At 68.3% G+C, this 13,301-nt stretch carries 14 protein-coding genes; 5 read left to right on the forward strand and 9 right to left on the reverse strand.

The annotated features are described in order from the left end of the window. The first annotated feature begins 168 nt into the window (after positions 1 to 168). The 4 genes from VGT06_07520 (at position 169) to VGT06_07535 (ending at position 4,392) form a co-directional block, all read left to right on the forward strand. Complete coding sequence (locus VGT06_07520; protein ID HEV8662969.1) at positions 169 to 1,524, forward strand: extracellular solute-binding protein; 1,356 nt, start codon at positions 169 to 171, stop codon at positions 1,522 to 1,524. A gap of 115 nt (positions 1,525 to 1,639) precedes the next feature. After that, entirely contained in the window at positions 1,640 to 2,584 is a 945-nt protein-coding gene (locus VGT06_07525; protein HEV8662970.1) for a sugar ABC transporter permease, read from the forward strand. A gap of 8 nt (positions 2,585 to 2,592) precedes the next feature. Further along, entirely contained in the window at positions 2,593 to 3,444 is an 852-nt protein-coding gene (locus tag VGT06_07530) for a carbohydrate ABC transporter permease (GenBank protein ID HEV8662971.1), read from the forward strand. 39 nt (positions 3,445 to 3,483) lie between these two features. Beyond that, a complete protein-coding gene (locus VGT06_07535) occupies positions 3,484 to 4,392 on the forward strand; it encodes a histone deacetylase (protein ID HEV8662972.1) in 909 nt (302 codons plus the stop codon). A gap of 16 nt (positions 4,393 to 4,408) precedes the next feature. Here the strand turns inward: VGT06_07535 and VGT06_07540 are convergent, their stop codons facing one another. The 9 genes from VGT06_07540 to VGT06_07580 all read right to left on the reverse strand — a co-directional run bounded on the left by VGT06_07540 (position 4,409) and on the right by VGT06_07580 (position 12,492). Next, on the reverse strand, positions 4,409 to 5,626 hold the full coding sequence (locus VGT06_07540; GenBank protein HEV8662973.1) for a CoA transferase: 1,218 nt from the start codon (positions 5,624 to 5,626) through the stop codon (positions 4,409 to 4,411). Between the two features lie 27 nt (positions 5,627 to 5,653). After that, complete coding sequence (locus VGT06_07545; protein ID HEV8662974.1) at positions 5,654 to 6,442, reverse strand: enoyl-CoA hydratase-related protein; 789 nt, start codon at positions 6,440 to 6,442, stop codon at positions 5,654 to 5,656. Continuing rightward, a complete protein-coding gene (locus VGT06_07550) occupies positions 6,439 to 6,885 on the reverse strand; it encodes a hypothetical protein (GenBank protein ID HEV8662975.1) in 447 nt (148 codons plus the stop codon). Before VGT06_07550 ends, VGT06_07545 begins: the two co-directional genes overlap by 4 nt. Continuing rightward, positions 6,843 to 8,123 carry a TRAP transporter large permease gene (locus tag VGT06_07555; protein ID HEV8662976.1) on the reverse strand — a complete coding sequence of 427 codons (1,281 nt, stop codon included), beginning with the start codon at positions 8,121 to 8,123 and terminating at the stop codon, positions 6,843 to 6,845. Before VGT06_07555 ends, VGT06_07550 begins: the two co-directional genes overlap by 43 nt. Before the next feature lie 45 nt (positions 8,124 to 8,168). Next, positions 8,169 to 8,702: a TRAP transporter small permease gene (locus VGT06_07560; protein ID HEV8662977.1), complete on the reverse strand. Its 534-nt coding sequence runs from the start codon at positions 8,700 to 8,702 to the stop codon at positions 8,169 to 8,171. A gap of 69 nt (positions 8,703 to 8,771) precedes the next feature. Next, positions 8,772 to 9,764, reverse strand: a complete 993-nt coding sequence (locus tag VGT06_07565; protein ID HEV8662978.1) for a TRAP transporter substrate-binding protein — start codon at positions 9,762 to 9,764, stop codon at positions 8,772 to 8,774. A gap of 60 nt (positions 9,765 to 9,824) precedes the next feature. Further along, the gene (locus VGT06_07570; protein ID HEV8662979.1) at positions 9,825 to 10,373 is read right to left on the reverse strand and encodes a 2-oxoacid:acceptor oxidoreductase family protein; all 549 of its coding nucleotides are present in this window, start codon (positions 10,371 to 10,373) and stop codon (positions 9,825 to 9,827) included. Then, positions 10,370 to 11,251 (reverse strand): thiamine pyrophosphate-dependent enzyme, encoded by an 882-nt coding sequence (locus tag VGT06_07575; GenBank protein ID HEV8662980.1) that lies wholly within the window; start codon positions 11,249 to 11,251, stop codon positions 10,370 to 10,372. Before VGT06_07575 ends, VGT06_07570 begins: the two co-directional genes overlap by 4 nt. Before the next feature lie 14 nt (positions 11,252 to 11,265). Continuing rightward, the gene (locus tag VGT06_07580; protein ID HEV8662981.1) at positions 11,266 to 12,492 is read right to left on the reverse strand and encodes a transketolase C-terminal domain-containing protein; all 1,227 of its coding nucleotides are present in this window, start codon (positions 12,490 to 12,492) and stop codon (positions 11,266 to 11,268) included. A 349-nt stretch (positions 12,493 to 12,841) separates the two neighbouring features. On the opposite strand from VGT06_07580, the gene VGT06_07585 reads away from it, so the two are divergent. Then, positions 12,842 to 13,033: a hypothetical protein gene (locus VGT06_07585; protein ID HEV8662982.1), complete on the forward strand. Its 192-nt coding sequence runs from the start codon at positions 12,842 to 12,844 to the stop codon at positions 13,031 to 13,033. The last annotated feature ends 268 nt before the right edge of the window (positions 13,034 to 13,301 follow it).

The raw sequence follows: 13,301 nt of genomic DNA on the forward strand, positions 1-13,301 counted from the left end.
GCCATTCTCACGCAGGCTTAGGCAGGACCGGGTCACCTCGTTTGGACACGCGATCTCGGGGCCTCCATTGCCGGAGCCCCTCCGTCGCCCACCGCGGGGATCGCCGATCCTCCGGTGGGGGAGTGGGCGTACGTGACATTACGGAGCAAGGGAGAAGGAGGGGCAACGATGAAGAAGCCAGATGAGGAGGAAACGCGAATGGGGAAGAAATCCGTAGGCCGCCGGACTTTCCTGAAAGCGACCGGGGCAGCCCTGACGGCGGGGGGCCTGGCCGGGATCCTCGAGGCGCGGCGCGCGCCCGCCTTCGCCCAGGGCGCGAAGCTGCACGTCCTCCGGTGGGTCGATTTCATCCCCGAGGCGGACGCGGAGCTGAAGCGCCAGGCCCCCCTGGCCAGCAAGGCCCTTGGGGCGGAGGTCACGATCGAGTTCATCAACGTGAACGACCTCCAGGCCCGGACCACGGCCGCCATCGAGTCCAAGGCCGGCGCGGACATCATCCAGCTCCTGTGGAACTGGCCGCACCTGTACGCCAGCGCCCTGGTGGACGTGTCCGACGTGGCCGAGCCGATCGGGAAGGCGCAGGGCGGCTACTACGACATCTTTAACTCCACCGCCAAGGTCGGAGGCAAGTGGCTGGGCGTCCCGCACGGGGTCATCGGCAACACCGTAGCCTACCGGCGGTCCTGGCACGAGGAGATCGGGGTCAAGGAGTTCCCCAAGACCTGGGACGAGTGGCGCCAGGTCGGCAAGAAGCTGAAGGCAAAAGGGAGGCCTATCGGCCAGGCGCTCGGGCACAGTTTCGGCGACCCTCCCACCTTCTGCTACCCGCTGCTGTGGAGCTTCGGCGGCGCCGAGACCGACCCCAGCGGCAAGAAGGTCGCCATCAACTCCAAGGGGACCATCGAGTCCCTGAAGTTCTTTCAGGCCTTCTGGAAGGACGCCTGCGACGAGGGCGGGCTCGCCTGGGACGACACGAACAACAACCGGGCCTTCCACGCCGGCGAGATCAGCGCCACGCTCAATGGGGCCTCGATCTACGTCGTGGCGAAGAGGCAGCAGGACAAGATCAAGGACGACAAGGGCCAGCCCCTCTACCTCGACATCGAGCACGGGGCGCCGCTGCCCGGGGGGCCGGCCGGCCGGTTCGCGCTCTACGTCCCGTTCCAGCACGGCGTGATGAAGTACTCGAAGAATCAGAAGCTGGCGAAAGAGTTCCTGAAGTGGCACCACCAGAAGGCAAACTACGAGAAGTGGTTCGAAGCCAACGGGGCCTACAGCGTCGGCGCGACCAAGGCCTGGGAAGACCACCCGATGTGGGGCAAGGTGGACAAGCCGCTGCGGGTATACCAGGCGGCCGCCCGCCAGGCCCGGATGTTCGGGTACGCGGGGCCGGCGACGGCCAAAGCCACCGAGGTGTACACAAAGTACATCATCGTGGACATGTACGCCAAGGCCGCGCAGGGGATGAAGGCCGAGGACGTGGCCAAGTGGGCTGAGGGCGAACTGAGGAAGATCTACGGCTAAACGCTCGGATCGGGCCGCGCGGCCGGACGCCCGGCCGCGCGGCCCTGTTTATGGGTGGAACGGGGTGAACCCGGGAGAAGGTCAGCAACAGGGCTCGGGCATCATCCCCGGCAGGATGGCGGACGCGCCGGCGCGGGAGGACATTGTGACGCGCCTGCCTGCCGTCCGGCCAGGTGCGTTCCGCCGCCTCCTGGAGCACGAGCAGTTCCTGGCGGCCCTCCTCCTCTCCCCGACTCTCGTCATCCTCGGTCTGTTCATCGCGTATCCCTTTGCGAAGGGGATCTGGCTCTCCGTTTCCAGCGCCACGGTGGGAAACCCCGGGGTCTTCATCGGGGCCGAGAACTTCGTGAAGGTGTGGAACGATTCGATCTTCCAGAAAGCCGCCCAGAACACGGTCATCTACACGGCGGTCGCGACGGTCTTCAAGCTCGGCCTCGGCATGATCCTCGCCTTGCTCCTCAACCACCACTTCCGGGGGAAGCGCCTGATCCGGGCCTCCATCCTCCTCCCGTTTATCATTCCCACCGTGCTCTCGACCTTCGCCTGGAAGTGGATGTTCGACCCGACCTTCAGCGTGATCAACTGGACGCTGTATTATTTCGGCCTCATCGCCCAGCGCATCCCCTGGCTCAGCGACTCGAACCTCGCCCTCGGCTCCGTCATCATTGTGAACGTGTGGCGGGGCATGCCGTTCTTTGCCATCACGCTCCTCGCCGGCCTGCAGACGGTCAACCCGGAACTCCACGAGGCAGCCGCGATGGACGGGGCAAATGGCTGGCAGCGCTTCTGGCGCATCACCTGGCCGCTCCTCCTGCCGGTGACGATGGTGGTGGTGCTCTTCTCGGTCATTCAGACCTTTGCCGACTTCCAGTTGGTCTATGTGCTCACCGGAGGCGGGCCGGCGAACTCGACCCACCTCTTTGCCACCTACGCCTACCAGATCGGGGTGGCAACCGGCCTCCTGGGCGAAGGGGCTGCCATCTCCCTTGCCATGTTCCCCATCCTGTTCGTGATCGTGATCCTCCAGTTGTGGTACATCCGCCGGGTGGAGGGGGCCTGAGGATGGGCATGATCCGGGGCCCCCGGTGGAAGCGGTGGGCCTTCTTCTACATCCCGCTCACCTTCTACCTCATCGGCCTCCTCTTCCCCTTCTACTGGATGCTGGTGACTTCGTTCCGCCCGGACAACGAACTCTACCGCTCCTGGCGGGCGGCTACCAACACCCCCCTCTGGACTCTGAACCCGACCCTCGAGCACTTCGTGTACCTGTTCACGAACACGGTCTTCGGGACGTGGCTGTACAACACCATGTTCATCGCCATCATGTCGACGCTCATCTCCCTCTTTTGCGGGTTGCTGGCCGGATACGCCCTGGCCCGCCTCCGGTTCCCGATGGCCGGGAGCCTGGGGACCTCGATCTTCGTCTCCTACCTCGTGCCCCCCACCCTCCTCTTCATCCCGCTGGCGGCCGTGATCCGCAACTTCCACCTCCAGGACTCCCCCTGGGCACTCATCCTGACCTCCCCGACCTTCCTGATCCCGTTCTGCACCTGGCTTCTGATGGGCTACTTCAAGACCATCCCGAGAGAATTGGAGGAATGCGCCCGCATCGACGGCGCCACCCGACTCCAGGCGATGATCCGGATCGTCTTCCCCATCGCCACCCCGGGGATTCTCTCCGCGGGGATCTTCGCCTTCACCCTCTCCTGGAACGAGTTCATCTATGCCCTGGTCTTCCTCTCCTCCCCCCAGCAGAAGACCGTGCCGGTGGGTGTGGTGAGCGAGCTCATCCGGGGCGACGTCTATTTCTGGGGCCCCCTGATGGCCGGCGCCCTGCTGGGCTCGGTGCCGGTCGCCCTCATCTACTCCTTCTTCGTCGAGCACTACGTCACCGGCCTCACCGGCGCCGTCAAAGGCTAAACACCACCCAACGCCCGAGTGAGCCCGGGATAAGGGGAGATGATCCTGTACGCCTGCGCGTCGCCGGCCTACACCGTGACCCTCCCGGAGCGGCATCCGTTCCCGATGGCCAAGTACCGGCTGGTTCGCGAACGGCTGCTGAGCGAGGGGGCGCTCTCCCCACGCCGCCTGATCCAGCCGGCGCAGGTGCCCGTTGAGCTCCTTGGCCTGGTCCACACCCAGGAGTACCTGGACCGACTCCTCACTGGCCGGCTGACGCGGCAGGAGGAGGTCCGGACCGGGTTTCCCTGGTCGCCCGCCATCGTCGCCCGCGCCCGGCATGCCGCGCAGGGAACGCTGATGGCGGCCCGCATCGCCCTGCGTGAAGGACTCGCGGCGAACCTGGCGGGCGGGAGCCACCACGCGTTCCCGGACCACGGGGAGGGCTACTGCCTTCTCAACGACGTGGCCGTGGCGATCCGCGTGCTGCAGGCGGAAGGGCGCATCCGCCGGGCGGCGATCCTGGACACCGACGCCCACCAGGGCAACGGGACGGCCGCCGCCTTCGCGGGCGATCCGACCATCTTCACCTTCTCGATCCACGGGGCCCGCAACTACCCCTTCCAGAAGGTCCCGGGCTCCTGGGACGAGCCCCTGCCGGATGGGACGAGCGACGAGGCCTACCTCGAGCGCCTGGACGGGCCGCTGCGCGCGGCCGCCGCCTTCGCCCCGGACCTCGCCTTCTACGTGTCGGGGGCCGACCCGTACCGGGGGGATCGGCTAGGCAGGCTCGGGCTCAGCCGCGACGGGCTCGCCCGCCGGGATCACCTGGTGACTTCCGGTTGCGTGCGGGCGGGGATCCCGGTGGTGGTGACGCTGGCGGGGGGCTACGCGGCCACTCTCGATGAGACCGTGGAGATCCACTGCACGACGGTGCGGACGGGGGCGCGGCTGTTCAAGGACACCTAGGCACGGACAGGAAACCTCAGGCGACGACGCCCGCCTCACGAAGCCGGGCGATGGCGGCCTTCTCCACGCCGAGCCACGCGAGCACCTCGTCGGTGTGCTGGCCGAGGGTCGGCGCCGGCCGGGCGATGCGGCCGGGGGTGCCGGACAGCTTGACCGGGATCCCGATGTTCTGGACGCGGCCGGCCACGGGGTGCTCGACCTCGACCGCCATCTCCCGGGCCCGCACGTGCGGGTCCGCATACACCTCGGCCAGGGTGTAGATCGGCCCGGCCGGGACCCCCGCCTCCTCGAGCCTCCTCAGCCAGTGCGTCGTCGTGTCTTGCTGAAAAACCTCCTCCAGGATCGCGGCCAGCTCCTGGTAGTGGGCGATTCGCGCCGCGTTCTCCCGGAACCGCGGGTCGGCGGAAAGGTCGGGCCGACCGATGGCCTGGCAGAGCATCTCCCACGTCCCCTGCGTCGCGGCCCCCACGCTGAGCGAGCCGTCTTTCGTCCGGAAGACCTGGTAGGGGGCGTTCAGCCGGTGGGCCGAGCCCATCGGCTCGGGATTCTCCCCCGTGGCGAAGAAGATGGCCGACTCCCAGAAGGTGTAGGCGATGGCCCCCTCGAGGAGCGAGGTGTCCACCAATTGCCCGCGGCCGGTCCGGAGCCGATGGATGTATGCGCACAGGACCCCGTACGCCGCGTACATCCCCGCGTTCAGGTCCGAGATCGGCACGCCCACCTTGGTCGGCGGCCCGCCGGGATGGCCCGTGCAACTGATGAGGCCGCTCATGCCCTGCGCCACCAGGTCGAAGCCCCCGCGCAGGCGGTAGGGCCCCGTCCGGCCGAACCCCGAGACCGAACAGTAGATGATCCCGGGGTGGATTTCGTGAAGCGCCTCGTACCCCAGGCCGAGCTTCTCCATCGTCCCGGGGCGGAAATTCTCCACCAGGACGTCGGCGCGGCGGGCGAGACGGCGGAACAGGTCCTTGCCCTCCTCCCGCTTCAGGTCGAGCGCGAGGCTCCGCTTGTTCCGGTTCATCGCCAGGAAGGCCGCCGACTCCCCCGCGATGAAGGGGGGGCCCATCCGCCTCGTGTCGTCCCCCCCGTCGGGGCGCTCCACCTTGATGACGTCGGCGCCCATGTCCGCCAAGAGCAGGGTGCAGAAGGGCCCCGCCATGATCTGCGTGGCGTCGAGGACCACCATGCCCTCGAGCGGTCGCGCCACCTGTCCGCCCGCCTCACCCGCCGCCATCGGCCCCTCCCGAGCCCCGTCCCACCCTCAGCGCCCCTTGAACTCGGGCCGGCGCTTCTCCAGAAACGCCAGACGCCCCTCCTGGAAGTCCGCGGTGTCGTAGCAGGCGAGGGGGAGCCCCTCCTGCTCCGGGCTCAGCCCCTCCAGGCGTGGGTTGGCCAGGACAGTCTCGAGGATCCGCTTGTGCCCCCGGTGAGCGAGCGGCGCCAGGGCGGCCACCTCTTTCGCCAGCGTCCGGACCCGCTCCTCGATGTCGCCCAGGGGCACGAGCCGCGAGATGAGTCCCACCCGCAGCGCCTCTTCGGCATCCAGGAGGCGGGCCGTGAGCAGGATGTCCATGGCGACCCCGGGCCCGACCAGGTGGACGAGCCGCCGCATCTCCCGGTACCCGACCAGGAGCCCCAGTTTGGCGCTCGGGATGCCGAACCGGCTGTTGTCAGCCGCCACCCGGAGGTCGGTCGCGGTGGCGAGTTCGCACCCGCCGCCGACGCAGTACCCGGTGATCTGGGAGATGGTGGGCTTCGGCAACCCGGCGATCGCGTCGAGGGCAGCCTCGACCGCGACCGAGTACTCCCGGGCCACCGTGGAGTTCTTGCGCCACCGGTCGAACTCGGCGATGTCGGCCCCCGCGGAGAATGCCTCCTGTCCCGTGCCCCGGAAGAGCACCACCCGGACCCCCTCGTCCTTCCCGCACACCCCCATGAGGCGGGCGAGCTCCCGCCACATCTCGTAGTGGATCGCGTTGCGCTGCTGCGGCCGATTGAAGGTCACGGTCGCGACGCCGTCGCGCCGCTCGAACAGGAGATCCTGGCTCATGGCCGTCCTGCCTCCTCCTCCCGGACGATCGCCTCCACGGCCGTCGCCTGCCGCTCGACCGTATCGCGCGAATCGTTTTCCGTCACTCCCCAGTAGACGACCTGAAAGTAGTGCGCCAGCTCGTGGGCCAGCAGGTCGGGCCGCCCCGGCTCAACCACGATCAGGTTCGCCGAAGGAATGTAGGCCGGGAAGACGCGACCGTTCGTGTCAAGGCCGAGGAGGCTGGAGAACCGCTCCGGAGCGATCTCCTGCCGCAGGACGATCTGCGGGCAGGGCCGGGCGGCCTCGACCCGGACGTGCATCAGGTCGGCCACCCGATCGAAGATCCGGCGGGCCTCCCCCTCCCCGCAGGCGCCGGCGGGCGCCCCTATTGCCCCGAGGAGCAGCACGAGCCCCGGGATCAGGAGATTTTGATGATATCGAGGATGAAGAGGCTGATCCATGGCACGTAGGTGACCAGGAGGGTGACGAAGACCAGCACCAGGGTGTACGCGAACCCGGCCTTGAACACCTCCCAGAAGGGCAGCCCGGCGATCGCCGACGTGGTCAGCAGGACCGTGGCGACCGGCGGGGTCTGCTGCCCCACCCCCAAGTTGATGGTGACGATGATCCCGAAGTGAATGGGGTCAATCCCCAGTTGCCGGATGAGGGGCATGACGATCGGCACGATGAGGATGATCGCGGCCGCACTGTGGAGGAACATCCCGGCCAGCAGGAAGAAGACGTTCAGGAACAGGAGGATCAGGTACTTGTTGGAGGTCGTCTGCAGGATGGCCTGGGCGAACTGCTGGGGGATGCGCTCATTGGTCAGGTACCAGCCGAGGACCGCGGAGGCCGCCACGATCATCATCACCGAAGCGGTCTGGAGGGACGACTCCCGGATGACCTCGGCCAGGTGCGACCGGGGGACCTCCCGGTAGATGAAGACGCCGATGAGGAAGGCCGCGACCGCCGCCAGGGCGGCGACCTCCGTGGCGGTCGCGATCCCGAAGAGGATCCCCCCCCAGATCACCACAGGGATCAGGAGCGCCCAGCCGGATTCGAGGGTGGCCGTCCCCACCCGGCGGAGCGAGAAACCCTCCTCCACCGGGAAGCGGTACTTCCGGGCGTAGTAGTAGGACAGGAGCATCATGCACCCACCCGCGAGAAACCCGGGGGCAAAGCCGGCCAGGAAGAGCTTGGCCACCGACTCCTCCGCCATCCAGGCGTAGATGATCATGGGGATGCTGGGCGGGATCAGGATGGCGGCGCTGGCCGCATTCGAGACCACGGCGGCGCTGAAGGCTCGCGGGTACCCCCGGCGCTCCATCGCCGGGATGACGACCTTCCCGATGGCGGCGGCGTCGGCCACCGAGGAGCCCGAGATCTCGCTCTGGATCATCGTCGCGAGGATCGTCACCATCGCGAGGCCGCCCCGGATGTGCCCCACCAGGGAGGAGGCGAGATTGACCAGCCGGAGCGAAATCCCGCTCGTCTCCATCAGGCCCCCGGCCAGGATGAAGAGCGGGATGGCGAGGAGGGGGAAACTGGAGGAACCGGCGAAGAGGTTGAGGGGGATGACAGCGAGGGGGGCCGCCCCCTTGGCCACGAGGAAGACCGCGGTGCTCAGCACGAGCGCATAGCCGATGGGGACGCCGAGCGCCGTGAGGCCGAGGATGATGACGAGGATCAGCCATTCCATGGGGAGCGGACTCCGGGGGACGCCACGGACTGGACCGCCCTGTGCCTACTCCGTCGCGTCAAGGCCTGCTGCTTCCCGTGTGAGTGTCCCACCCGTCAGGAGCGTGGCAAGATCCACGAGGCTGATCAGGAGCATCAGGCCGCCGCTGATCGGCAGGACGCTGTAGATCCAGCCCATCCGCACCCACTCGAGGGAGACCGCCGTCTCCGCCCCAATCGCCCGGGCCAGCACCCACCCGTAGTAGAGGAGAATGCCCTGGAAGCCGAGGATGCACCCCTCGGCCGCGATGGCCATGCTCCGGCGGCCCGCCGGACCCAAGCGCTCCACGAGGGTCTCGAAGGCGATGTGCCGCCGGCGGTAGGCCGCCACCACCCCACCATAGAAAGTGAGCCAGACCAGCAGGTAGGAGGCGAACTCGTCGTACCAGATGAGCGAGGCGTTCAGGACATACCGGTAGAAGACCCCGAGCGTCACCACGAGCACCATCGCAACGAGGAGCCCCATCACCCAGGTCTCCACCAGGGTCATCATTCCCCGGAGGAAGCGCCCCAGGAGAGACGGTCTCCTCGCCGTGCCCATCATCTCCTCCCAGACAACGGACCACCCCGGCCCGGGGCGGCCCGGGACCGGGGTGGCGCCGCCCGCACGCTACCGGAGAGACTGAATCAGCTTGATAAGATCGCCGCCGCCCGCTACGTCCTTCGCGAACTCGTCATAGATAGCCCCGGAGGCCTTGATGAAAGCGTCCTTGTCCACCTCGTTCATCTTCATCTGGCCGGTCGTCAGCTTGGCTGCCAGCTCCTTATCCAACCGCTCCCCCTCGCTCCGGGCGAAGTCCCCGACCTCGACGGCAATCCGCTCGAGGGTCTGCTGGACGTCCCGCGGGAGCTTCTCCCAGAAGGCCTCGCTGATGACCGGGTAGGCCGGCGTGTAGACGTGACCGGTGAGCGAGAGGTACTTCTGCACCTCATGGAACTTGGCCGAGGCGATCTGCGGGAAGGGGTTCTCCTGCCCGTCCATCACGCCGGCCTGGAGGGCCGAATAGACCTCGGCGAAGGGCATGGGGGACGGGTTGGCCCCGTAGGCGCGGAACATCTTCCCCCGCCAGACTCCGCCCGGGATCCGGAGCTTGATCCCCTTGAGGTCCTCGGGCTGCATGACGGGCCGGAGATTGTTGGTCACGTGCCGGAACCCGTTCTCCCAATAGGCGAGGAGGCGCATCCCCTTGGCCGGCACCGGCTCGAAGAGCGCCGCCTTGACCCGCGCATCCCCGGCGACCCGCTTCATGTGGGTCCGGTTCACGATGATGTACGGCATCTCGAAGACGCCGTACTTCGGCTCGACGGTGCTCATGATCGTGGAGGGGAGGAACATCTCCAGCGCCCCGACCTTGATCCCCTTCACCATGGCCTCGTCGGTCCCGAGCTGGCTGGAGTGGAAGACCTTCATCTCCACCCGCCCCTTCAGGGCCGCGTTGACCCGCTTCGCGTACTCGTTGACCACGATGTCGAACAGGGAGTTGGGGAAGCCGACGTGCCCGAACCGGATCTCGATCGGCTGCTGCGCCCAGGTCTCCCCCGGCCTGAGGAACGCCGCAACAAGCGCCGCCACCACTGCCAGGATGACGCCGATCCGTCTCATCGCGCTCTCCTCCTTTCGCGAGTCGTCCCAGGAGCCTTGGATGGGGGGCGCGCGCCGCCGCTACGCCTCGCGCGCCGCCTCGAAGGCCGCGTGCAGGGCGGCGAGGGCCGCGCGGACCGCACGGTCCGTTCCCTCCGCCCCCTTCAGGAGTTGCTCGGCCGTCTCCAGCCGGACCAGGGAGGTCAGGCCGATGACGGCCCCGACGAGGGCTGCCGTCAGCTCGGTCTTGTGCGCCGTCGCAATCCGGCTCAGGTCCCGCGTGATCACCCTTGCCTTGTCCGGCAGGGTGACCGGGCCCACGGAGTTGACGAGGACGAAGCCCCCCGGCTTCAGGCCCGTCACCACGCCCACCTGCCTGAGGAGGGTCGGGTCGGTCACCACGACCGCGTCGAGGAAGGCCTCCTGCTGGTAGGTCTCGATCGGCTCCCGGTCCACCCGGAGGAGCGCCGCCTCCGGGGTGAAGCCGCGCAGGAAGAGCCAGGGGGGACGGAACTGGACGTGGTGGCCTTCCCGCAGGGCCGCTTCGGCGAGGAGCCGGGGAGCCGCGACGAACGGGGCGACGCGGTCGTATCGGGGTTCGCGCCGGCCGTGGAACCTGAGCTCCTTCATCGCGCCTCTCTCCAGGCGGCATCCACCTGCCGCTGGAGTCCCTGGACCTCCCGGGGGCGCAGGCCCGCGAACCGCCGTTGCAGCGCGAGGTACGCCCGGATGGGGCGGCGGCGCTTCGGCCGGTAGGTCACCCGCCGCTTCCCCCCGTCCACCTCGGTGAGCATCCAGAGCCCGGTCTCGACCGCGAGCCTGGTGACGTCGATGGTGTCGGGATGGGGGTAGCCCCAGGCGATCGGGCAGGGGGTCAGCACCTGGAGGTACCGGAACCCCCTGATCCGGGCGGCCCTGCGGAGCTTCCGCCGATAATCGTCGGGGTGGGAGACGGCGGCGGTCGCGACGTAGGGCACCCCGTGGGCTGCCATGATCCGCGGGACGTCCTTTCGGAGGGTCGAGACGCCGCCCGGGGTCGTCGGCGTGCGGGCCAGGGCCGTCGAGGTCGAGGTGGCCTGGCCCTGCGTGTTCATCGCGACTTCGTTGTCGTAGCAGATGTAGAGGATGTTCTCGTTCCGGCTCGCGGCCCCCGAAAGGGCCTGGAAACCGATGTCCGCGGTCCCCGAGTCCCCGGCGAAGCAGACCACGTGGACGTCCTTGAGCCCCCGCGCGTCGTAGGCGCGCCGGAGCCCGGTCGCGGCGGCCGGGGCGCTCTCGAAGATCCAGTGGACGAAGGGAACCTGCCACGCCATGCTGGTGTACGAGAGGCTGAAGGTCGCGGCACAGCTCGCCGGGCAGAGGACGGCCATTCGCGACCCGAGGGTCTCGGCCAGGATGTCCGCGGCCGGCAGCGCGCCGCATCCCTCGCAGGCGGTCCCCACCATGACGGGCGGCAGGGTGAAGCGGCCCGACTTCGGGACGGTGGCAATCGGGGGAGGGGCCGGCATGGTGCTCTCCTTCCTCACGTCCGCGCCGCCGGATGAAACTGCGGGGACTCGTCCCGCACCCGCTCCCGGACCAGGCCGAGCCAGTGGACGGCTCCGTCGGGGCCATCGAAGGGGCTGCTCCGCCGGGCCGCCCGCTGCACGAGATCCTTGATGTGGGAAACCGTCACATCCCGCCCCGCCAGGCCGCCGATGACGCCCACGACCCGCGGGGGTTTGGGAAGCCCGTAGAGGGCCGAGCGGACTTCTTCGTAGAGGGCGCCGTGGGCTCCTGAAGCGCAGTTGCGGTCCAGCGCGACCACGACCTCCGCCTCCCCCACCGCCTCGCGGAGCGCCTCGACTGGGAACGGCCGGTAGACCCGCACGGCGCAGAGGCCCGCCGGGACCCCATCGGCCTGGAGTTCCTTGACGGCCCGGCGGGCCGCCTTGACCATCGAGCCCATCGTCACCACCACACACCGCTTCGGCCCCGCCGTGCACGTGAGGAGCGCCCGCGGCCTCGTCTGGAAGGCCTCGGCGTAGCTGGCGGCCACCTCGGGGAGGACGGTGAGAGCGCGGGCCATGGCCAGGTGCTCCGCGTACTTGAACTCCGTGTACCACTCGGGCGGGGTCGGGGGGTTCAGCCCGCGGGGATCGGCAGGATCCAGCAACGCCTCGACCCGCGGGGGGCCCAGCCAGCGCTCCACCGCCCCGGCGTCCGGAACGGCGACCCCCTCGGCCGTGTTCGAGTGGATGAAGGACTCATAGCAGAACATCCCGGGGAGGCGGACCCGGCGGTCTTCGCAGACCCGGTAGAGCTGCAGGCAGGTCTCCAGCACGTCCTGGGCGTCCTCGCAGAAGACCTGGATCCATCCAGCCCGGCTCACCCCGAGGGCGTCGTTGTGGTCGGCGTAGCGGGTGTGGGGGACCGAGATGCCCCGGTTCACGACCGCCATGACGATCGGACAGCGGCTTCCCGACGCGGTGTACAGATGCTCCGCCATGAAGAGGAGCCCCTGGGAGTTCGTCGCCGTGAAGACCCGCGTCCCCCCGAGGGAGGCCCCGATCGCCGCGGCCATCGCGGCGTAGTCCGACTCCATGCTGACGAACTCGCACGTCACGCGACGCATCTGGATGTCCCGGACGATCTCCCCGAGCATCGTCGACTGGGGCGTGATCGGGTAGATCGGGATGACCTGGACGCGCGCCAGGCGCACGGCCTGGCCAGCCGCCTGGTTACTGGTCAGGAGTTCCACGGTCGCCATCCGCCGTCTCCTTCGTGATCCAATTCGGGTCTGGGATTGGCCGGCCCGGGCGGGCCGGCCGGGGCATTCTAGCACGTCCTCTCCCCATCACCCCGGCTATTTCATGGCTCCGGGCCCGCAAGCAGCGCCTGAGGATTCCCCTTCCTGTCCCGTCCCGAAATGCCCCCTCGCCGCTTCCCCCCAGGAAGTAACCCCTTGAATTCGGCCGCATCCTGCGGCCAGCTCCCGCATCTGTACAATCGGTCGGGTTTCGCTTGACACCACCCTGCCTCAGGCGTATGTTGGGCGGGTTTTTGCTTATACCCGGCTGGGCTGACAATAGCCCGCCGCGAAAGGGGGTGAGGGTCCGATGGCAAAGGCTGAGGTCAAGACCGCCAAGCTTGCATCCCGGGAGATCGCCCAGCCGGAGAAGGTCCACCCGTGCCCGCAGGACGGGGCCAAGATGGTCTGGGTGACCTACTACCCGGAGGAGGGCAAGGCGAAGAGCGCCCTGCGCTGCGAGAAGTGCGGCACCCTGAAGTTCCGGAGCGAGCTGAACTAATCGAACCCATCTCTGGTGGGGACCATGGGCTACCATTGGACAGCATCGCAGGAAGTCCAGCCAGTTAGCCCCTTCCCGGTCTAGGCTCGCCGCTCGATTCTCCCCGTTCGCACTCGATAGGTCTGGCACAGAACTGACACAGCCACCGCGAGGAAGCCGGCCCTGGGCGCACGTCCGAGGCCGGCTCCTTTTTGGTCAATCGCTGGGGGAGCGCAGGGAATTTCTTATCCTCTGCCCGGCTGGAAGAGCGCGATTTTCCAGGCGCCGC

It is taken from the genome of Candidatus Methylomirabilis sp., assembly GCA_036000645.1.
Taxonomy (GTDB): domain Bacteria; phylum Methylomirabilota; class Methylomirabilia; order Methylomirabilales; family JACPAU01; genus JACPAU01.